This window comes from Peptostreptococcus russellii (assembly GCF_003012055.1).
Classification (GTDB): domain Bacteria; phylum Bacillota; class Clostridia; order Peptostreptococcales; family Peptostreptococcaceae; genus Peptostreptococcus; species Peptostreptococcus russellii.
Map to the genome: position 1 here is coordinate 122,012 of NZ_JYGE01000001.1, position 23,786 is coordinate 145,797.

Here is a 23,786-nt window from a genome sequence, read left to right on the forward strand (position 1 = left end):
AAATAGAATTTAAAAGTAAGTGAGTCAGTAAAATAAAAATAAGTAAAGAGCTAAAGAAAAAATAAAAAAATAAGTAAGTAGAAATTTAAAAATGATTAAAAAAAGTAAAAAAAAGAATATAGGAGCTCCTATATTCTTTTTTTTATTAGATTTTATTTTTTCATGATACTTGACAGGTCATCTATGACGTGTTATACTATGAGTAGTCAATAGTTGACGAGTCAATTGTTGATGTTTCATTTTTTGTCACATTATAAAGTGTAGATATTTTGTGATAAAATTTAAAAAAGTGATTTTATTGGGGGAACGATGGAACTAAGAGAGTTTAGTAGTTTACTGCATCGAGTCAAAAATCTAGAAAACAGATTAAGCAAGAATTTTGAAAAAAATACGGGCTTTAGTTTAACTAGATATGAGATGATGATGTTTTTAAAGGAACATAATTCCTGTTTGCAAGTAGATATACAGAGCTACTTAAAAATAGACCAAGCTGCTATTACGAGGCATCTAAAAATATTAGAGAAAAAAGGACTTGTTACTAGAGTTCGAAATGCCAAGAACAATAGAGAAATTTTCGTTTCACTGACAGACGCGGCTAGAAAGGAACTGGCAAATTGTCAGTTGAGCAGCGAGGAGAATAATGAGTTTATAAGATTAACGATAGCTAGGCAAGACTTAGAAGAACTAGAGGATGTTCTTGATAGAATAGAAGAAATTCTTGATAAATAATATAAATTATTTATCTTTAAATTTATAAAAATTGCACTAAAGACTGAACAGATTTGAAAAAATTGTATTATTTTAGAAGCATTTAAACGCAGGCAGGAAAATAAGTGTTTAAATATTAAGAGGCTATATAAGCGCTCAATAATTGAGCTATATAGTTGGTCAAAGTATAAATACTATCCTACCTGTATAAGATGTAGAATGTTTATATGGAGGAAATATAATGTTAGTAAATAATGATTTCTCAGATATTGTATTTAATAGAAGATCAGTAAAAGTATTTGATGAAAATTATAAAATCAGTAATGACGAAATGTTAGAAATGATAGAAGAGGCAACTAAAGCACCTTCTTCAGTAAATATGCAACCTTGGAGATTTATGGTAGTGCAGTCTCAAGAGGGAAAAGATAAGTTACGTCCATTGATAAGGTTCAATGTCAGACAAAATGATACATCATCAGCGATGGTGATTATATTTGGAGATATGAAGTGTTATGAAAAGGGCGAAGAAATTTATGGAAGAGCAGTTCAAGAGGGCCTGATGCCAAAAGAAATTAAAGATCAGGCTATGGGGTTATTTATGCCAGCATACAAATCCTACTCCAGAGAAAAAATGAACGATGTCGTTAAGATAGATGGTAGTTTAGCAGCAATGCAGTTTATGCTTGTAGCAAGAGCACATGGATATGAAACAAATCCTATAGGTGGATTTGAGGAAGATCAATTAGCAGAAGCATTCGGTCTAGACAGTGAGCATTATGTTCCTGTGCTAATCATTGCGATTGGTAAGGGAGAGTACGAAACTCACGGTTCCGTAAGATTGAACCCAAAAGAAATCACAACTTTTAAATAAAAAATTAAAAGATAGACCATATAAAGGCTGTTTCTTATGTAAAAACTAAGAACAGTCTTATTTTGTTTTCAATTAAATATAAAGAAAGTTAGAAGGTAAAATATAAAAAATAATTGTAGGTGCAGGTAATAGCAAAAGTAGTAATAAAAGATAGCTATGATAAAAAACAAGAGTAATAGCAAATAGATAGAATTAGTAACTATAAAATAAAAAGCAGTAATAACACAATCAGTAAAAACATTAGATATAATAAAAAATAAATCAAATAGCAAATAAATCAAATAGCAAATAAAAAAGGTGCTAGTATATACTAACACCTTATTATAATCATATATAAATTTACTTTTTAATAACAGTTACCACTGAGGATACAATGACACCAGCCAAAATAGCTTCTGGCAATCCATTTGTAACTGCGATGGCAGTGATAATCTTAGCAGGAGAACCAATCTGTCCTATAGCTTCAACATATCTTTGTCCATATATCAAATAAATTAATCCTAGTACGCCGACAGTATTAATTAAAGAAGCTAAAAAACCAGTTATCATGGCAGATATTTTTTTATTCTTACTTGATTTGAAAATACCTGTGAAAATATAATATGAAGCAAATCCCATAACAACTCTTGGTAATACTGAAATAATTGGATTCATCATTAAAAATGAAGTAACCGTTGGCATTGTAAAGGCTCTGATTAGGCTTGTCAATCCGAATATCAGGCCAATGGCAAGACCTACTATAGGTCCTTCAATAACTGCACCGATTATTACCGGTATATGCATAATAGTTGCATTAACTGGACCAATCGGTATAAAACCTAATGGGGTGATAGAAAGCATTATACAAATGCCTGATAGCACACCAATAACTACTAATCTTCTTACATCCAACCTTTTTTTTGTGTAAACATCACTATTCATAAGAAACCTCCGTTCCAGCTCATAAAAGATGCCGGACTTAACCTATTAAAATTATTTGCCTATTGGTCATATTCAACTGATATATGCCATTAAACATACTAATTTTAACAAAAAAAGTCTATAAATGTCAATCACTTTATAAAAGGGACTTATTTCAAAAATAATGTAAAACTTTAATTGTTAAAAAATAGATATAGTTTTTTCTTATTTAGATATATTAATTGATATAAAACAAGAAAAAAAGTATTTTATAATAGAAAAACAAAAAATAAAAATAAAGCTATATTTAATTGAATTTTCAAAAAAACAAGAAGGAATTCTATAGATTTAGCTTTAAAGAATCATAAAATTAATGATAGAAAGTAAGATATATGATAAACTTATTAGTAATTAAAATGTTTGGTGGTGACCATAATGATAGATAATTATGTGATTGATAGAAAAAAAGATATGTCACATTTAGCTAGAGCACTTATTGCTCAAGGTTTGATTTTTAATATTGTAGGATTTTTAATTTCAGACTTTATTAAAGATCAGGGAATATCAATAATATTTACAGCCATTTTAGGAATTTTGCCACTTTATTTGTATGCAGGAAGAGATAACTTTAATGTATATATAAAATCTGAAAGAAAAAAGTTTAATATAGTAGATATTTTGATATTATTTAGTATTATGATGCTTTTAAATACGCTATTTTCACAGATTTTTGATTATATAGAAGTATTTTTGAATTTATTTGGTTTAAGTGCTGTTTCAGAAGCTAATTCAGGTGAGGCATCTGCAACTGTGTCTATGATTGTATATGGAATAGTCATAGCACCAATTGTAGAGGAAATCATATACAGGGGCGTTCTTATGAGAAGTCTTGAAAAGTATGGTTCTTACTCGGCAATTATTATATCGAGTATTTTATTTGGGACAATGCATCAGGATATACTACAATCGCCTGTCACTATGTTTGTAGGAGTAATTCTAGCGTATGCAGCCTATAAATACTCAATTAAACTTTCAATAATACTGCATATATTAAATAATTTAATAGTGGAAATGTCTGCTCAGCTTAGTGGCTCAAAACTATTGTTGGTATATATATTTAATATATCTGTAAATATATTAATATCTTTTATATTTGTTGTATTTATATTTAAAAATAGGCAAAAGATAAAAGAAAAGTTGATTGATTTGAAGAAGTTATACTTGAGGATTAAAGAAAGAAATAAAGAATTTAAAATTAAAGGAAGTATAAGGACATTTTTCAGAACTAAATCAGTAATTGTACTTTTAATACTTGACTTTATTGTTATGTTTGCGGGTATTGTGCCAATGAAGTAATCTGAGTAAACTCGTTAAAATACTATTAATAGTTCACTTTTTTGTTTTTTTTTGGTAAAATAGAGCAAGCAAACGTATTCGCGCGCCGGTGAATATTGCTAAAATTAAATATTTATAAGCGAGGTGTAAGTTTTGAACAGTTATTTTTATAAGGATGAATTTCTAGGGGAATTCATCGGAACGTTCTTCTTAGTACTTTTTGGTTTAGGAGCTATTTGTGCATCTACAATCTTTGGATCTCACAGTGGATTATTTCAAGTAGCATTACTGTGGGGAGTGGCAGTAACGATTGCCGTATACGTGGGCAGACACCTCTGTAATGCACATTACAATCCAGCAGTATCAGTAGCTATGGTAGTGAGTGGAAGAATGGATGCCAAGAAGTTGCCAACTTACTTGTTATCGCAATTCCTTGGAGGATTTGTTGGAGCTTTGATGGTTTACATATTATTTAATCCTTCTATTGTAGCATTTGAAGCTAGCAATGGTATTGTAAGAGGCAGCTTTGAGTCTGTTACAACAGCCAAAATGTTCGGAGAGTTTTATGTTCAGCCTGGCGCTACTTCACAAGTAAGTTTTGGGCTTGCTATGTTTGCAGAAGTTTTCGGTACCTTTATGTTGGTATTGACTCTATTTTTGCTTACAGATAGTGCTAATGTTGCTAGACCAAATGACCAACTAGGACCATTACTTGTGGGACTTGCAGTTACTTCTGTGATTTGTCTGATAGCACCATTAACTCAGGCTTGTATAAATCCTGCTAGAGACTTAGGTCCAAGAGTTGTAACTATGATATTTGGTTGGGGTAAAAATGCCTTTCCAGATTCACAAGGTGGCTTTATATGGATATATGTTCTAGCTCCAATACTTGGTGGAGGTTTGGCAGCTGTGGCATTTTCAAAGGTTATTGAACCAGCTCTAAATAGAAGAAGTAAACTTCAGGAGAATGAACTTAAAGATATACTTGATGAGAAGTCAAGTATAGAAATTGCTGAATAATAGAAACTTCATGGCGCTTTTAAATTTTGTTGATCGTAGAAATCTCTCTAAATATAATTTAGGGGGGTTTCTTATTTTATAGATATAAAATACAGTAAAATACTGTAAGAGTATGAAAAATCAAGGCAAAAGATTAAAAGTGATTATTTATATTAAAATAATAACAAAAATATTTTAAAATAAAATTATAAAAATGAAAATTAATTTTATAACATGTTTTTATATTTTTATACAACTAAATATAAAAACATGTTATAATTATATATAAGTAGTTTATTAAATAATTATGTTGTATTTTAATCAAAAAATTTAATTAGTCAGCGGGGAAAGCGATATGGGTGAAAAAACAAAAGAATTGATTCATATTAATGAAGAGAAAACAGATGATGAAATATCCAGTAAATATAAAAATGAAAATATGGATATTTATACAGATATAAATGTGTTATCATATAACAAAATATTACACAAAAAAGATATATCTCCCCTTGAGTATTTAAAAGAAAGTTATCCAGAAGATATTAAAAAGGTTACAATGGATGACATTTTTTATAGTAAAATTTATATTGATTTTATTAAATATTGCTCTAGTAATGAGATTATTACACTATATGATTTAACGGATAGTTGTATAGAGAGTTTTTTAGAGAGTGTGGAGAACTTATCTGATAGAAATAAAATTGAGTTTAAAATAGAAAATATACTAGAAGATATGAAAGAAAGCTTCAATAGAAATTTCTTTGAACTAGACTATTTAAAGGAAAATTATGAGGATATCCTTAGAAATAGTCTTATTGAAAGTATTTTTGACGAGCGAAAATATTTGTTATTTAGAGAATTTTGCGTCAAAAATAAAATTGTAACGTTAATGGATCTTAGAAAAGAAGCTTTGGTTAGATTCACATTTAGCAAAAGTATAGGAAAAAGAAAGAAAGAAGAAATAATCCTAAAGATTGAACATTTTCTATTAGATATTTTAGGAGATGATGAGGATGGGAGTATTTTTAATTACATAAAAGAAAACTATCCAGAAGATCTTAAGGATTTGAAAATAAATGATATATTTAAGGAGTACAAGCATATAATGTTTAGAATTCATTGTGAAGATAATGATATTATCAGTTTGTATGATTTAAATATAGAGGCTCAAAAGGATTATTTTAATAAATTTAATATTAAGGATTCTAAGAAAAAATTAATAATAAACGCTCTTAAAAAAGAGTATTTATCGATTATAAAGAAAAATTTAATTTTATCTAGTGTTATACCGCAAGAAAAGAAAATAGGTATTGATGAATATTCACATATCAATGTCGAAAAGAATTATTTCAAGTTGATTCCTATAGATAATCTACTTCCAGATAAATATCTAGCATACGAATATATGAAGAAAAAACTTGAAGAAGATGGTGTTGAAAATTTACTAGATTTGATGGGATATGATATATCAAAGCTTAGATATGTTCCTGGAGTAGGTGAGAAGAGATATTCTGAATTTTTTGACCATATAAAGGAAAATATTAGAAAGGCAAAAGAAACTGTTAGAGTAATTGAAACAGAAAGATTTTTGCTTGAAGAAAATATTTACTCTGTGGTATCAGAAAAGACTGTTTGGGAAGTAATATCTGGAGTAGGGCTTAAGGTAGGTAGAAAGTCCTATAATCAAGATGAGATATCTCAGTATCAGGGTATGAGATATATTGATATCAAGGATTATAGTTTGATAAGATATCTTATTAACATAAAAAAGAATTTAGAAAAAATAATGAATATAGAAGAAACTGTAAGTGAGATGAAATTTTCTGAATATAGCGAGTTAGAGAAGACGATGCTTTTTGATAGAATAATTGGCAAAAAATCTTTAGAAGAAATATCTGAACTTACAGGGGAAAGTACGCTAAAATTAGACAAAATAGAAAAAGAAATTATTCAAAACATAAACAGGGTTTTAAAAGAAAAAAAATTCACAATAGCTTTGAGGGCTATATATGATAATTATAAGAGAATGCCTATAGAAAAATTAGATGATTATCTTGGAGAAAACGAGAAAATACTGATAGATTTAATAAAGGCAAATGTAGTCTATAATATATTTTATATAAAAGAATATAAAAGCATGGCCTATTTCAATTTAGAAGGAATAGCAAGTAATGTTGAGTATGAAAAAGAGCAGCTAGACTCATTCGGCGAAATTAGAAGTATTAAAAATATTTTTAGAAAATATAATCAAGTAAGTGTTGAGGATACTATATTTGCAGAAATATTTAAAAACTCGGAATGCAAAAGATTTATGAGGGAAAATGGTGTTTACTTAGTAGATGATTATTATTACAAAGAAGGAATAAGTAAGATAGATTTATTTGAATTCTATCTTAGATACTATCACAAGGAGCCTCTACGTCTGAATTCAAAAACTGTTCCAGAGTACAATAGATTTTTTAAAGAGAAGCTTGGAATAGAAATGAAGATGAACAGTAGAAGCCTTGAAGGTCTGGCTTCTAGGTCAGATAAAATAATACTTGTAAATCCTAGGACCTACTCACATATAGATTTGGTAGATATAGATGAAGTGACACTTTTACATATGAAGAAAATATTAGATTTAAGGTTATCAAAGAAAAACTATGTAAATGCCAAGGAAATATATGAAATTATGGAGGAATATTATCCAGGAACTTTTTATGGTAAGCATCATGTATATTCTTTGATCAATCATCATTTTGATGACTATAATACTAGTAAAGGAAACTCACTAGATATTACAACCAAAGGGAATCAAATATCAATGAAAACAGATGTTATTTTTGATATCTGCAAAGAGAATAACTCCATCATAAGTATAAAAGATTTAAAAGATAAGACTGATTGGTCTACAAATAGAATATATAATGCTATTGATAACTCCGAGGAAGTAATAAAAATGGGACCTAGCAAGTGTGTAATTATAGAAGATATACTAAATGAAGAAATAAAAGAAAAAATAAAAAAAATATCTTTGGAAGCATTTAAAGAAGGATATGCTTTTACAAAGAAACTATATAGTGAGTATATTTTAAAAGATGATGTTTTATCTGAATTTGTAGATAGATATGATATAAAACATCCCAAAGAGATTGCATCATTGATTAAATATATGAATGAAAATATAGTGGGAAATAATAATTTTCTATACTGTAAAAATCAAGATATAAAAAGTATAGAGGATGTAATAAGACTTAAGTACCCAAAATATTTGACGGTTGATAATCTAAGAGAACTTTTATCTAAGTTTGGATATTCTCAGATATCTATATATCAAACTGTTGATAGAATAGTAAATAAAGGAATATATATTCAGGTAGATAAGGAAACTTTTTTGGCTAAGGATAAATTCTTACTTGAGAATAAGGAAGTTGAAAAATTAGTAGAATTTGCTAAAGACACAATATCTAAAAATGGATTCTTTATTCCAAAAGAGTATATAAAAGAAATACAAAAAGATATAGATTTTAAGGAATTTGAGATAAATCAATTTACGATTTCAAATATATTGGAAGAAAATGGATTTAAAAAACTATTTAGATATAAGATGAAAAATTCTATGGATGTTATAGTTTTGGTGGATGAAGAATCTGAGTATAAGGACATAGATGAGCTAGCATATGATATTTTAAAAGAATCATATGAAGGTAATATGAATGAAAGAGATGTTTATGATTTTCTATCAGAAGTTGGTATCTATGAAGAAATTGAAGATCCAATATATAAAAAGATGTATAATGATATGAAGATGAACGGATATATATCAGTTGACGATGAGGGAAAGGTAATTTTAAAATAAAAATCAAAATATATAAAAAAGGCATAGAATTTATTTTATGCCTTTTTTAATATTCAAATTTATTACTTAATTAGATTTAATTTAAGTGAAACGCTAGCTATTAAAAATAATCTACGGACTTGCATACAAGATATAGATAATAATAGGAGCATGTGCTATAATAATAACTACATATTGAATAAGAAAAATAGAAATAAAATAAGATTGTTTATAAAATATTAATTAAATGTATTATATATTTAATTAATATAATCGATATTTTTTAAAATTTTAGAAAGAATTATAAAAAGATAGAGCTCCTTATCTATAAAAATATTATAGTAAGGCATTGCTATGTGAAGATTGCACCTTAACAAAAAGTTGAAAAAAATAAAAATAGTACGACGTTTATAGAATTATTTTAAAAATAAATATATAAATATTCGTAAAAAAATGGCTTCTTTTATAGAGTATTTTATTGAATTCGATGAAAAAATAAGTAAAAATATAACAAATAACTTATTTCAAAAAACTATTGAATATTGTATACAGCTATGTTATTATGAAGGTAATCTTTAATGATATTGAATATCATTAAAGCCTTATAGATTTATATTAAAACTAAATTAGTATTTGTATGGAGGTAGAAATATGACTGCTTGGAATGGATTTAAAAATGGAAAATGGTCAGAAAATGTGGATGTTCATGACTTTATTGATTTGAACTACACTCCTTATGAAGGTGACTCTAGATTTTTGGAAGGCGCTACAGAAAATACTGAGAAGCTTTGGGAAGAAGTTTCAGAATTATTTAAAAAAGAAAGAGAAAATGGTGGTATGTTAGATGTAGATGTGGATACAATATCTCAGATAGATGCATATGCACCAGGTTATATAGATAAAGATAGAGAAAAAATAGTAGGTTTACAGACTGATGCTCCTCTAAAAAGAGCAGTTATGCCTTTTGGTGGTATAAGAACTGTTGAAAATTCTTGTGAGGCATATGGATACAAACTAAATCCAGAAATTGAGGAGATATTTACAAAATATAGAAAAACTCATAATCAAGGTGTATTTGATGTATACAATGATGAGATGAGAGCTGCTAGAAAGTCAGGTATAATTACTGGACTTCCAGATGCTTATGGTAGAGGAAGAATAATTGGTGATTATAGAAGAGTTGCATTATATGGAGTAGATTTCTTAATTGAGAAAAAGAATGAAGAAAAACTTTCATTGGCAGATAAGCCAATGACTGAAGAAGTTATTCGTTTAAGAGAAGAATTAACTGAACAAATTGTAGCTTTAAAGAAGCTTAAGAATATGGCAAATTCATATGGATATGATATATCTAAGCCAGCAAAGAATGCTCAAGAAGCAGTTCAGTGGTTATACTTTGCATATCTAGGAGCTATAAAGGATCAAAATGGTGCAGCGATGTCTATAGGTAGAATTTCTACATTCTTGGATATTTACTTTGAAAGAGACTTAAAAAATGGAGTAATAACAGAAAAAGATGCACAGGAAATTATGGATCACTTTGTTATGAAGCTAAGAATGGTAAAATTCCTTAGAACACCTGAATACAATGAGTTGTTCTCAGGAGATCCAACTTGGGTTACTGAATCAATTGGTGGAATGAACGCTGATGGAAGAACATATGTAACTAAAAACTCATATAGAATGTTAAACACTTTATATACACTAGGGCCATCACCAGAACCAAATCTAACTGTTCTTTGGTCAACTAAACTTCCAAAGGAGTTTAAAGATTTCTGCTCTAAGGTATCTATAGACACTAGTTCAGTACAGTATGAAAATGATGATTTAATGCAGAAATTTACTGGAGATGATTATGGAATAGCTTGTTGTGTATCAGCTATGAGAATAGGAAAGCAGATGCAGTTCTTTGGAGCAAGAGTAAATCTAGCAAAGACACTTTTATACGCTCTAAATGGTGGAATAGATGAAAAGTCTGGTGCTCAGATAGCACCAAAGATGGATCCAATAAAGGGAGATTTACTTAACTATGAAGAAGTAAATGAAAGATTTGAAAAGTATTCTGAGTGGCTAGCAGGCCTATATGTAAATACTTTAAATGTAATTCATTATATGCATGATAAGTATTCATATGAATCACTTGAAATGGCCCTTCACGATATGGAAATTTTAAGAACTATGGCTTGTGGTATAGCTGGACTATCAGTTTGTGCAGACTCTTTATCTGCAATAAAGTATGCAAAGGTTAAGCCAATAAGAAATGAAGAAGGCGTAATAGTAGACTTTGAAACTGAAGGAGATTTCCCTAAATATGGAAATAACGATGATAGAGTAGACCAGATAGCAGTAGACATAGTGAGTGGATTTATGGATAAGATAAGAAAGCATAAGACTTACAGAGATGCTGTTCACACTCAGTCAGTTCTTACTATTACATCAAATGTTGTATATGGAAAGAAGACAGGAAACACTCCAGATGGTAGAAAGTCAGGAGAACCATTTGCACCAGGAGCAAATCCAATGCACGGTAGAGATTCAAACGGAGCACTTGCATCGCTTTCATCAGTAGCAAAGATACCTTATGAAGAGGCACAGGATGGCATATCTAATACATTCTCAATAGTTCCTAAGGCTCTAGGAAAGTCTGAAGAAGATAGAATGAGCAATCTATCAGCTATGATGGACGGTTACTTTATGCAGAAAGCTCAGCACTTAAACGTGAATGTATTTGATAAGGAAACTCTTCTAGATGCTATGGAAAGACCTGAAGAATATCCTCAGTTAACTATCAGAGTATCTGGATATGCAGTTAACTTTATCAAGCTAACAAGAGAACAACAGTTAGATGTAATAAACAGAACTTTCCATGATAAAATGGCTTAAAAGCAAAAGCAAAAGCAAAAGCAAAAGCAAAAGCAAAAGCAAAAGATAAAAATTGAAAATTTAAGAAGGGGGTTATGCTAAATAGTATGCCCCCTTTTATTAAAATATATATTATGTATTGGGGGATAACAGATATAGGAGGAGCATTATGATCAAAGGAAGAGTACACTCAATAGAAACATTTGGAACTGTAGATGGTCCTGGAATTAGATATGTGGTATTTACCCAAGGATGTAATTTACGATGTAGATTTTGTCATAATAGAGATACTTGGGAGTATGGAGAGGGCAAGCTAATGTCAGCTCAAGAAGTAGTAGATGATATGATGAAGTATAAAACTTTTATAGATGCATCTGGTGGAGGAATTACTATCTCTGGTGGAGAGGCAACTACTCAAGCTGAATTTGTCGAAGAGATATTTAGACTTGCAAAGGAAAAAGGCGTTCATACTTGCCTTGATACGAGTGGCTTTATAGATATTAAGTCTGTAGAATCTCTATTAAAGTATGTAGATTTAGTTCTTCTAGATATAAAACATACGGATACAGAAGTATCTACATGGCTTACAGGTCAATCATCTGAAAAAGCAATGCAACTGGCAAGATATTTAGATAAGGAAAACATAGCAGTATGGATAAGACATGTCTTAGTTCCCACAATAAGTGATGAAGAAGAGTATCTAAAAGATTTGTCTGACTTTGTAAAATCATTAAAAAATGTAGAAAAATTTGAGTTGTTAGCATATCACACTATGGGAATACATAAGTGGGAGCAGATGGGAAAAGAATATTCGCTAAATGATATAGAAGCGGCAACAGAAGAAGACCTTGAAAGAGCTTATAAAATTATGGATATAGATAATTTAAGATAAAATACTAGAATAATATTGACGATATATTTGGAAAAAGTATAATCAGTTAGTAGTTAGTAGTTAGTAGTTAGTAGTTAGTAGTTAGTAGTTAGTAGTTAGTAGTTAGTAGTTAGTAGTTAGGTAGATAAAATAAATGTTATCAATATAAATAATCCACAAGCTAAGATTAAATTCAAATTATTGTGGATTATTTATATTGTTTTTGATACTGTTATCAAAAACAATATATAAAAGCTTGGAATTTATAATATATATAAAGAAAAAAGTTATTATATTACTCTTAGATTATCCTAAAAAATTAGGGATATATAATATAATAAGAGTAAGATTAAAAGTAAGTGAAAAGAGTAAGTGAAAAGAGCAAATTAAAAAAGTAAGTAATAAGAGCAAGTAAAAGAGCAAGTAATAAAAGTAATAATTAAAAATAATAGCACAAAAAATATAAGTGAAAAATATAAGTAAATAAGTATATAAGAGGGGTAAATTATGGGGAAAAAATACCTACATATTCTATCTTATGACGGACTTTCAAAGGTAGATATAGATAAATTGAAGAGATTGACAAATTTTAAAAAGTACTTAAAAGAGGCATCAGGATGTCTAAATGTGTCAAGTGTATATCCAAGTCTAACATATTGTGCTCATACATCAATTACAACAGGAGTATATCCAAGTAAGCATAAAATTGTAAGCAATACCAAGCTTGAGCCATATAGAAAAAGTCCTGATTGGTATTGGTATGATAGAGATATAAAAGCGGAAACATTTCAAAGTCTAGCCAAAAAGTCTGGATATGATATATTATCTATATTTTGGCCAGTAACCGCAGCATCAAGAGATATCAAGTATAATATGCCAGAAATATTTGCGAATCGCTGGTGGAAAAAACAAACTTTTGTATCACTTTTTAATGGTAATCCATACTTTCAGTTTTTATTAAATTCTAAATTTGGAAAGCTAAGAAAAGGATTGAAAGAACCAGAACTCGATAATTTTTCTCATCAGTCATTTCTCTATTCACTAGAGCATTTTAGGGCGGATATAAATATGATTCATTATATAGACCTTGATTCCCAAAGACATGAGTTCGGATTTAACTCAAAAGAAGCGGATGCAGCATTGATGAGATTAGATATAAGACTAGGAGAGATAGTTGAAAAATTAAAGGAAATGAATATTTATGAAGATTCAGTAATAGTTATACTGGGGGATCACAGCAGCAAGGATGGACATAGCAATATATATCTAAATAATTTATTTTATAAGGCCAATTTATTAGAAAAAAATAAAGATGGAACAGTTAAAAAATTTAAAGTAATATGTAAATCTTTGGATGGCTCAGCTTATATTTATTCAAAGAAAAAATCAAAGGATAAAGAGATAATGGAGCTTCTCCTACCTTTGCTTAAAAATAAAATAATAGAAAAAATATATAGAGGAGAAGAAGCTGAAAGACTTGGAGCAGATCCTAACTGTAGATTTATGTTAGAAGCATCAGAAGGCTATTTCTTTGTAGATGGAGTAGCTGACGAGTTGATAGTAAGTGTAGATGAGATAAATAGCAATCGATCAATCGGGCAAAAAAAGGCACATGTTAATAATCATGGATATAATTCATCATTGAAAGAAGATTATAAGACAGTTTTTTTGATTTCGGGAAAAGGAATAAAGAAGAATATCTCTATAAATGAAATGAGCTTAATTGATGAAGGACCAACTTTTGCTAAAATAATGGGATTTGAGATGAAAAATTGTGACGGAAGAGTAATAGAAGAATTTTTGGAAGAGTAGATAGTTAAAAAGATGATATTTTTAAGAGTATTTTATTATATAGAAGGGAGCTAGGTACTATAGTTCTCTAGTGAATATTTAATAAATTCATAATATGAGTATTTAAAAAAGCTGTTGAGTATCTCAACAGCTTTTTCGGAGGTTTAGGATTTTATGCCTCAATATGAAATTTTAAAAAATGAAAATATTATGCTTATTAATAGTATAATATACTTTTCAGAAAATTTGTTTATTTAGAGATATTAAGAAGAGTTAAAGTAATTTATGAAGTATAATTAAAGATAAAAGTATTTTAAGGGATCTAAAAAATAAATATTAAAGATAGTAGTGTAGTAAAGTTAGTTACATAGTGAAAATAGTTAGATAGCAAAGTCAGTTATATAGTAAGGTCAATTAATTATCAAAAAAGTTAGATGACAAAGTCAGCTATATAGTAAAGATAGTTATCTAGTTATATAGTAAAGGTACTATATAGTAAAAATAGTTAGATAGTAAAAAAGATAGATATACAATATAAATAGATAAAAAAAGACAGCAGATATATCTGCTGTCTTTTTTGCATTAAAAATTTAGATGCAGTTCATTCCAATGTGGAGGTTCATGATGCTATAATAGAATTAAGAAATAAAAGAAAAGCATTAAACTTAGTTATAAGAAATAAAAAATACTAAAGTTGGTGTTATCAAAAATAATAGAACATAATATTATGTTCTATTATTTTTCTCAATAATTTATAACAATTACACTGTTTGAAATGTCAATACCAGAATACCACAACACTTTATATTATTGAGAACATATTAAATACCATACCTTTTTAAAATAGTTTATAGTAAGGAAATTAGTTGTTTTTAATGATTCAATACCAACCAATAAAATATAGATATAAATAATAACAACTAATTTTCGGCTATATTCTATATGCAAAGTAAATACAGTTTAGATGAAACTTATATATTATATAAGTTTTATATTAATTAAAATAAGTGATAATAATTTAATTATAACATGAAATCAAATAAAGATGAATAGCAGGTCTATAATAAAAAGAATATTTTAAATATTTTATAGAATTATTTCAAGATAGTTAGAAATTTATTAAAAAATTTATATTTAAAACACAGAAAATTTGGAATTATTTGCACTTTAAGATAAGAAATATAGTAAAGTTTTTTAGAATATTATAAAATTAATTTTATAAATAAAAATAATGAAAAGGAGGATATAGATGAGGATTTTAATGAAATTTAGTATGGATGAGACTTTTATGCCTACTGATTATCACAAAATGATAATTAGTTTTATAAAAAAGTCAATTAGTGAGTATTCTGAAGGAAGCTTTTTTGATGAGTTTTACAATGAAGATATTTCACAAAATACAAGAAAGGATTTTTCATGGAGTATGAAATTGATGAATCCTGAGTTTCATAGAAATAGAATAGAGGTTTTAGATAGGAAGTTTGATCTTACATTTGCAGCAGCAGATAAAATGAATATCTTGATCTTATTTAATTCTTTTTTAAATCAGAAAGGAAAAAAATTCAAAATTTCTAAAGAAAATTCAATAAAATTGGAAAAAATAAGCATTTTAAAGGAAAAAAATGTGGAAGGAAATGTTGCTCAGTTTGCACTTTATTCGCCACTAGTTATAAGAGAGCATAATAAAGAGAGTAATGTAGACAGATATGTAACTGTTGAGGATGAAGATTTTATTGAAGCATTTAAGTTAAATCTAGAAAGAGCATATCCAGCTTTAAAGAATGAAATTCAAGAAATGAAAATAGATACTTCTAGAATGAAAAAGCAGGTAATTCCATTGTTTGGTCATATGATAGAAGTTTCTTTAGGTAATTTTCTTGCTATGGCAGATAGAAACTTACTAAATTCTATGCTAATCAATTCAATTGGAAGTAGAAAAAGTGCAGGGTTTGGTTTACTAAACCTTATAGATTCGTGGGAGATGAGACTATGATAAGAAGAGATTTAGAAGGAAAATTTGATACAGTTTTAGAGTTTTCCGACTGGAGGTATTCTGCATCAGCAGTAGGTCTTATGAGATATTTTGAAGAAGAGGGAATAGACTATTCTACTAGCTATGAAGAAGAATACACTCTTGATGGAGAAAATAAAAGTAAAGTAAGAAATGATGTTTTATGTTATAACACAAAAGATATTTTATTAGATGATGAAGAAAATAGGGAAAGATATCTAGATTTTGTTGAAAAGTATTTTAAGTCTAAGATGCATCATTTAGGACTAAAGGCTTTGATTAAAAATGACACTTTAAGTGATGAGGATGTAAAGTCTATAAAGGATTTAATGAAGGCCAATGTCATAATGAAGAAAGTATTTAAAGGAATTGATATAGATATTAACTCTGATAAATCTTTTAAAAATAATGTATTAGATTTGATGGAAAAAAATAGATATAGCTTGATAGAAGAAACTTATAAAAATGGTATGGCGACATATAGAAATTTTTGCAATCAGAACTCTTTAGGAACAGCTGAGGGGAATGTTTGCAGACTAGTTGGCTACTATGTTGACTTACCTAAAAAGAAAAAATCAATGGCTTTTAATTGGGATTATGATACATATGTTTATGAAGACTGTCCAGAGTTTGACTATATTCCTTTTGGGTTCAGTAAAACTAGAGATGCATTTTTCATAAATAATAATTTTAGTTCAAAGGAATTATTAAAGGCCAATAATAACTTAAACAATTCTTTGTATCAAGAAAACGATATAAAAGACGATAATAAAAATGCTAGAAGTGCTTTGTTTTTATCTTCGTCAAAAGCCGCTGAATTTATAAATTATCAAGTAGAAATTGTAGTTAAAAATAGGGATAAAGACTATTTTGAAACAGTATTTGTAAGAGATTTAGCAATAGATGTATTTAAAAAGATATCTGACTCTGAAGATGAACTTATTGTAAAGGCACTTAGTAAAGCTTGTAAATACGGAAGGGATTCTTATCTAAATATAACGGATATTGTGGTCAATTCTATACTGAATATGGTAAGGCTAGACCAATTGATTGATAGACTTTTAAAGGATAAAAATGATCATAAGTTTTTAATTAGTCAATTGATTAGAATAAATACATATCTATATGAAAAAATAGATGGTGCAAGTGCTTTAGAAGAATTAAAGAAAAATATTAGTTTAGAAAAAGGAGTGTATAAGAATATGAATAAAGGTAATTACTTTGCTAAAAAAGCAGCTGATGAAGTAATAAGTAAAATTGAAAAAAATAAGGTTATAGGCTATAGAAATAAGTTAATATCTTGCCTTACATTCAAGGACTACGATCGTTTCTGTACAGTTTTGTTACAGCTATCAGCCTATAGTACTGTAAGTTTTGGATTTGCATATGATCTATTTGAAAACTTTGAAGAAAATAAAAACCTAGCATATACATTTGTAAATGCACTAAAAAAGAATGAAGTAGCTAAGGAAGTAAATGAAAAATAATAAATATGTAAACTGTTGTAAAAAATAGCTAAGTTATAAGAATAAATCATTAAAATAAAGCTTTTATCACGCTTTAAATAATATAAGCTTAAAGATAAATTGAAAAACCCAGAGTAAATTTACTTATAACAAAGGGTGATAAAGGCTATTAATATAATAAAATCAGGAGGAAAAATCATGAAAAATAAAGCTTTAACTATGACAATTGTAGCAAATATGACATCAAACTACGGAGAAGGTCTTGGAAATATATCTTCTGTTCAGAAGGTATTTAGAAACGGAAAAGTATATGCAACTAGAAGTAGAGAAAGTTTGAAAAATGCAATAATGGTTCAAAGTGGAATGTATGAGGATCTGGAAGTAGTAGTAGATGGAGCAACTCAAAAGAAAGTTGACGAAGAAAAAAATGCAAGTAACTGTAGAGCTCTAGAAGGTGGATATATGAGTACATCTCCTACAACAAAGATTAGAAAGAGTTCTTTTTATCTAACAGATGCAGTGGCTTGTGATGAGTTTGTAAATGAAACAAGATTCCATAACAATTTATACTTAGCATCTAGCTATGCAAAGGCAAATAATATAAATCTTCAAGAAGATGCCAAAAAATCTGGTTTGATGCCATATCAGTATGAATATGATAAATCAATGAAGCAGTATAGTATTACATTTGATTTGGATAAAGTGGGAGTAGATGCAAACTATGATGTAGAAGCTAGTAAAGAAGAAAAAATATTAAGAGTAAAAACTATATTAGATGCTATTGAAAATTTAGCATTAGCAGTGAAAGGAAATTTAGATAATGCAGAGCCACTATTAGTATTTGGTGGAATTGGTGACTATAAGACTCATTACTTTGAAAATGTAGTTAGGGTTGATAGAAATAAACTTGATATAACAGAAGATTTAAAGAGAAGATTGGATAATGGATATAGAGTGGGTCTTTTAAGAGGTGGAAACTTTGATAATGAAATGGATATTATTGAAGAATTAAAGCCTATTAGTATGGCAGAGTTCTTCAGTAAACTTGAAGAGGATGTGAAGGAATACTATGAATAAAAAAATCTTAAGGATAAAGTTACACCAAAATAAAGCTCATTATAGAAAAGAAGAAACTATAAATAATAAGATGACATATCCCCTACCACCATATTCAACAGTAATAGGTGCAATACATGCAGCCTGTGGATATGAAGAGTATAGACCTATGGATATAAGCATACAGGGGAGATATGAATCCATGGATCAAGAAATTTATAAAGATCTTGGATTTTTAAATAGTGTGATGGATGATAGAGGAGTGCTAGTAAAGCTTAAGAGCCCTAATAAATTAAATGACGGCTATAAAGAAATAGCAAAGACTCTAAAATCTAAGGGAAATAGCTTTAAGAAGAAGATAACAATTGATATATTAGATGAAGAAGAACTAGATGAATATATCAGGATATCAGATCTTAGAGAAGTTTTTCAGGAAGAAAATGCTCTTCTTAAGAAAGAGGATAAGGAAATAAAGGAAAAAGTTAAAGCTCTAAAGGCAAAGCAAAAAGAAGAGGACAAGTCTTCTCATATATATGAAATGATAGATCAGGAGATAAAGGAATTAAATAATTCTATAAAAGCCAAGAAAAAAGAGCTAAAAGAAAAAAAGGATAAAGAGTACACAGAACCAATGTCTTTTTATGCAAATTTAACTACTTCTATCAAAAGATATGAAATTTTGTATGGAGTAGATTTAGTACTACATATTAGAAGTGATGAAAAAACTATGGAAGAAATAATGGACAATGTATTGAATATTACTTCTATAGGAAGAAGCGAGGACTTTGTAGATAGTGTGGAAGCCAAGTTTGTTGAGATATCAGAAGATGAGGACTTTGTAGAGGAACCTTCAGAGTTACTTAGAAATTACAGTGGATATGTAGATTATGATTCTTTGAATGATGATATATTAGATGAAGAAAGCATATACTATCCAGAATCAATAAATACAGCAGCTTCTATAGCTACTAGAGGAACTTGTTACTATCTCAATAAAGATTATGAAATAATAAAAAATAAAAGAATTTTCAATAAGAAAAAGGTAGTATATTTATCAGGCTATAAAATAAATATAGATAGCAGCGAATACAATAGCGCCTACCCTGAAAGAGGAATATACATAGATGAAGACGGCTATGTAATAAGTTTAATGTAGATTTTTAGATTATTGCCCTAGTATTTATTAATATTGGGGCAGTAATTAAAACTTATATGAAATTGAGCAAAATCTAATATACTAATAAAAGTAAGTAAATAAATGAGAAGTAAAAGTAAGTAAAATAATAAATAAAAAAAATATAAAGCTTGAGTAAGAAATAAAAAGATAACTTTTATTTTAAGGTTGAATGTATAAATAAACAATAAAAACTAAAATGGAGGAGTATATGAAGAAAATAGATTACTTATATGTTGGAGATTATCTAGCTAAGCCTGATGAAACAATCAAAGAGCATACTGAAGAATTATTAAAAAGAAAGTCAGAGCTAATATCAAATGGATATTTAACTGATAAAAAAGAAATTGAAATGTTGGAAAAAGCGATAAAATTGCATGATATAGGTAAGTTTAATAGTCATTTCCAAAATAGGTTAATAAAAGGTGGAAATTTTAATCTTCAAATAGAAGTGCCTCATAATATACTATCCTATTATATATCAGATACAGATAAGAGTGAATTTATTGTGGACAAGGCAGTTATTGACCATCATAGCTATGACGATAACTTTAAAGTAGGATATGACGAACCTTTAGAACTAGTTAAAAGAGATATTCTTGAATTATACAATATCGATGAATTAAATTTATCTGCTGATGAAAAAAAAGAATTTATATCAAAACTAAAAAAAGAAATTAAAAAAAAGAGAAATTATTTAAATAAGATAAAATCTAAGACAAATGATCTTATAGATAATGGAGATTTAACTCCAGTTAAAATACTGGGATTACTAAAAAAGTGTGATTACTCTGCAAGTGCCCATATGCCAATAGAGTATCCAGCAGATTTTCTAGAAAATAAATTAGATGAAATGATGAATAGATGGAAATGCGAAAATAATTCTTCTTGGAATGAACTACAAAAATTCTGCATTGAAAAAAGAGAAGAAAATATCATAGCAATAGCATCTACTGGAATGGGAAAAACAGAAGGAGCACTATTATGGATAGGTGATAATAAAGGATTTTTTATATTACCACTTAAAACAGCTATAAATTCAATCTACAAAAGAGTTGTAGATTCGGTAGTTTCTGGTGAAGATATCAATAAAAGAGTTGCACTTCTTCATGGTGATAGTATGAATATATATCAAGGTACAGATAAAAAAAATGATATAACTGATATTATTTCATATTATAATGAAAGCAAAAGATTTTCAATGCCTTTAAACATATCTACTCCGGACCAGCTATTTGACTTTATATTTAAATCAAAAGGCTATGAACTTAAGTATGCGATGATGTCTTATTCAAAGGTTGTTATAGATGAGATTCAAGCATATAGTCCAGATTTACTAGCATCTATGATTTTGGGAATACAAAAAATTATAGATATAGGAGGAAAGGTTTCTATATTTACGGCGACTTTTCCACCATTTATTAAGGATCTTTTAATGAAGACAAAGAAAAATGGGAAAATTGTTGATAAATATAGATTTGAAGAGGCAAAGTTTGTAACTGAAGTTGATAGACATAATGTAAAAGTAATTGAAGAAGAACTTAATTCCAAAGATATTATAAAACATTACCAAGAAAATAATTCTGACCATAAGAAGTATCTAATAGTATGCAACACTGTGAAAAATGCTCAAAAGATATATGAAGACTTGAAAAATGAAGGCTTTGAAAATATAAACATATTGCATAGTAAGTTTATAAAGAAAGATAGATCAGAAAAAGAAGACAAAATTATGGATACTGGATCTACATTTTTAGAAAATGGTGAGTTTAATAATAAAGATGAGATATGGATATCAACACAGATTGTAGAAGCAAGTCTAGATATAGACTTTGACTATTTATTTACGGAATTATCAGATTTAAATTCATTCTTCCAAAGACTGGGAAGAGTCAATAGAAAAGGTAAGAAATCAATAGATAAATTTAATTCATTTATATACACAGAGATTGATAACAAGCTTTTGATAAATATCTATAAAGAAACAGGTTTTATAGATGAAGGCTTGTATAAACTAAGTAAAGAAGCCTTGCTTGAATTTAAAGAAGGAGTACTTACAGAAAGAAAGAAACAAGAAATGATAGAAGAGTACTTTACTACAGAAAAAGTAGTCGCCAAAGAAAGTAGATTTATGGATAAGTACTGGGAAACATATAATTATTATGAAGATCTTAATGAGTTTGAACTGTCAAATAAGATAGTTAATAGGAAGTTTAGAAATATTATTTCTTTTGATGTATTTCCAGTAGATATAGAAAAAGGACTAATCAATAAAGAAGAGATAGAAGAAATAATATCTCAGATAGAAGAAAATAATGAAAAAATATATACTTGTGAAAATAAAGAAGAAAGAAAAGGAATTATTTTAAAAGGATATGAACTGAAAGATAAGCTAATGCAGTATACTGTGTCAGTCGGAATATACGATATAAATAAAGGCGACTTAGAAAATGCCGAAAAGATAGAAATATCCAAGCATAGATTCATAAGAAAAGCAAACTGTCATTATAATGAGAAGGGCTTTCAGAGGTTGAATAAAGAGGATTATGATAACTGTGCAAATAGTAAAAAAGAAAAAGAAGAAGAATTTGATAGCTTTATATAAAATAGTATAAAAATTGCATCTTGAAAACTAAATATATTTTTGAATAGACATCTTTAGTAAAAAGCAAAGATAGCTTGAAGGGAAGTTCATATGAAAAAAGAAATAACAGGAATAATGATGTATTACTATATAGTATGTAAAAGAAAGCTCTGGTATTTCAATAGTGGATTGAGTATGGAACATACAAATGAAGATGTTTCAATTGGAAAGGCAATCGATGAAGAGTGTTACTATGATGAGGAAAAACATATAAATATAAGAAATATCATAAACATAGACTATATAAAAGATAAAAATGTAATACATGAAGTGAAAAAAAGTAAAATTGTTGAAGAAGCATCAATCCAACAAATAAAATATTATTTATGGTTTTTAGAAAAAGAAGGTGTTAAAGATGTAATGGGTATATTGGATTATCCCCTAATAAGAGAAATAAGGAAAGTGAAGTTGGAAGATGATGATAGAAGTAATATAGAAAAAAACTTAAATGAGATCCAAGAAATAATAGAAATGAAAACACCTCCAGAATTATGTAAAAAAAGTATATGTAAAAATTGTGCATATCATGATATTTGCTTTATTTAAGATAGTCGACATCAGATAAGTCAAAAAGACTGTTGAGTCGACTAAAGAAAGAAGTGTGTAGTATCAAATGCTCTGAACTTTATGATATACTAAAGGTATAAATTAGAGGAGTATCTCCGAGGTCGACAGAAATGGAACTTGAAAGCCAGTAACAGCAAGGCATTAAATCGTAGCTGTATTAAACTAACCAAAGTGGAATGTAAAGATTTTAGAAAGAAGCTGATAGCGCTAGAAATAGATAGTATTAAACTAACCAAAGTGGAATGTAAAGTTTCAATAATGGAGTTTCCACTTGCGTTTTGATTTGGGTATTAAACTAACCAAAGTGGAATGTAAAGTTCTTCCGCCTTTTAAGCTACCGGCTACTATGTTATGTATTAAACTAACCAAAGTGGAATGTAAAGATCGAAGCCATAAACTCATTTATAAAGGGATTAGGTGTATTAAACTAACCAAAGTGGAATGTAAAGTATAGTTACTGCAATGATACAACAATTGCAGTATGGGTATTAAACTAACCAAAGTGGAATGTAAAGACTACAAGTTGAACTAAACCAGTAAATAACGTTTTTGTATTAAACTAACCAAAGTGGAATGTAAAGTTGCGTCTGTAAATAGTAGGTTCGCTTTAATAAATACGTATTAAACTAACCAAAGTGGAATGTAAAGTTTGAATCCTCATTTACTTCTTTCTTTTCATCATTGTGTATTAAACTAACCAAAGTGGAATGT

Annotated in this window: 15 protein-coding genes and 1 CRISPR repeat array (1 of these 16 cut by a window edge); of the genes, 14 read left to right on the forward strand and 1 reads right to left on the reverse strand. The window is 28.3% G+C overall.

Annotated features, from left to right (window positions below):
* Window positions 1-309 precede the first annotated feature (309 nt).
* Window positions 310-729, forward strand: coding sequence for a MarR family winged helix-turn-helix transcriptional regulator (locus UF10_RS00580; protein ID WP_106775906.1), 420 nt, complete (start codon window positions 310-312; stop codon window positions 727-729).
* 220 nt (window positions 730-949) lie between these two features.
* A complete protein-coding gene (locus UF10_RS00585; RefSeq protein ID WP_106775907.1) occupies window positions 950-1,579 on the forward strand; it encodes a nitroreductase family protein in 630 nt (209 codons plus the stop codon).
* Between the two features lie 339 nt (window positions 1,580-1,918).
* Here the strand turns inward: UF10_RS00585 and UF10_RS00590 are convergent, their stop codons facing one another.
* Complete coding sequence (locus tag UF10_RS00590) at window positions 1,919-2,500, reverse strand: ECF transporter S component (protein ID WP_106775908.1); 582 nt, start codon at window positions 2,498-2,500, stop codon at window positions 1,919-1,921.
* Window positions 2,501-2,914: 414 nt separating this feature from the next.
* Between UF10_RS00590 and UF10_RS00595 the strand changes: the two genes are divergently transcribed.
* The 12 genes from UF10_RS00595 to cas4 all read left to right on the forward strand — a co-directional run bounded on the left by UF10_RS00595 (window position 2,915) and on the right by cas4 (window position 23,054).
* Window positions 2,915-3,835 carry a CPBP family intramembrane glutamic endopeptidase gene (locus tag UF10_RS00595; protein ID WP_106775909.1) on the forward strand — a complete coding sequence of 307 codons (921 nt, stop codon included), beginning with the start codon at window positions 2,915-2,917 and terminating at the stop codon, window positions 3,833-3,835.
* A gap of 132 nt (window positions 3,836-3,967) precedes the next feature.
* Window positions 3,968-4,834 (forward strand): MIP/aquaporin family protein, encoded by an 867-nt coding sequence (locus tag UF10_RS00600; RefSeq protein WP_106775910.1) that lies wholly within the window; start codon window positions 3,968-3,970, stop codon window positions 4,832-4,834.
* Between the two features lie 334 nt (window positions 4,835-5,168).
* Window positions 5,169-8,654 (forward strand): hypothetical protein, encoded by a 3,486-nt coding sequence (locus UF10_RS00605; protein ID WP_106775911.1) that lies wholly within the window; start codon window positions 5,169-5,171, stop codon window positions 8,652-8,654.
* Between the two features lie 630 nt (window positions 8,655-9,284).
* A complete protein-coding gene (gene pflB / locus UF10_RS00610) occupies window positions 9,285-11,516 on the forward strand; it encodes a formate C-acetyltransferase (protein WP_106775912.1) in 2,232 nt (743 codons plus the stop codon).
* A gap of 148 nt (window positions 11,517-11,664) precedes the next feature.
* Window positions 11,665-12,387, forward strand: a complete 723-nt coding sequence (gene pflA, locus UF10_RS00615) for a pyruvate formate-lyase-activating protein (RefSeq protein ID WP_106775913.1) — start codon at window positions 11,665-11,667, stop codon at window positions 12,385-12,387.
* 486 nt (window positions 12,388-12,873) lie between these two features.
* Window positions 12,874-14,178, forward strand: coding sequence for an alkaline phosphatase family protein (locus UF10_RS00620; protein ID WP_106775914.1), 1,305 nt, complete (start codon window positions 12,874-12,876; stop codon window positions 14,176-14,178).
* Window positions 14,179-15,406: 1,228 nt separating this feature from the next.
* Entirely contained in the window at window positions 15,407-16,150 is a 744-nt protein-coding gene (cas6, locus tag UF10_RS00625) for a CRISPR-associated endoribonuclease Cas6 (RefSeq protein ID WP_106775915.1), read from the forward strand.
* Window positions 16,147-17,655: a type I CRISPR-associated protein Cas8a1/Csx8 gene (gene cas8a1, locus UF10_RS00630; RefSeq protein WP_106775916.1), complete on the forward strand. Its 1,509-nt coding sequence runs from the start codon at window positions 16,147-16,149 to the stop codon at window positions 17,653-17,655. Before cas6 ends, cas8a1 begins: the two co-directional genes overlap by 4 nt.
* Before the next feature lie 177 nt (window positions 17,656-17,832).
* On the forward strand, window positions 17,833-18,711 hold the full coding sequence (cas7i, locus tag UF10_RS00635) for a type I-B CRISPR-associated protein Cas7/Cst2/DevR (protein ID WP_106775917.1): 879 nt from the start codon (window positions 17,833-17,835) through the stop codon (window positions 18,709-18,711).
* The gene (gene cas5, locus UF10_RS00640) at window positions 18,704-19,846 is read left to right on the forward strand and encodes a CRISPR-associated protein Cas5 (RefSeq protein ID WP_106775918.1); all 1,143 of its coding nucleotides are present in this window, start codon (window positions 18,704-18,706) and stop codon (window positions 19,844-19,846) included. Before cas7i ends, cas5 begins: the two co-directional genes overlap by 8 nt.
* Before the next feature lie 229 nt (window positions 19,847-20,075).
* The gene (locus tag UF10_RS00645; protein ID WP_106775919.1) at window positions 20,076-22,469 is read left to right on the forward strand and encodes a CRISPR-associated helicase/endonuclease Cas3; all 2,394 of its coding nucleotides are present in this window, start codon (window positions 20,076-20,078) and stop codon (window positions 22,467-22,469) included.
* Window positions 22,470-22,559: 90 nt separating this feature from the next.
* The gene (gene cas4, locus UF10_RS00650) at window positions 22,560-23,054 is read left to right on the forward strand and encodes a CRISPR-associated protein Cas4 (protein ID WP_106775920.1); all 495 of its coding nucleotides are present in this window, start codon (window positions 22,560-22,562) and stop codon (window positions 23,052-23,054) included.
* Window positions 23,055-23,229: 175 nt separating this feature from the next.
* A CRISPR array of direct repeats spans window positions 23,230-23,786; the repeat unit is 30 nt; unit sequence GTATTAAACTAACCAAAGTGGAATGTAAAG; it runs 8,734 nt beyond the window's last position.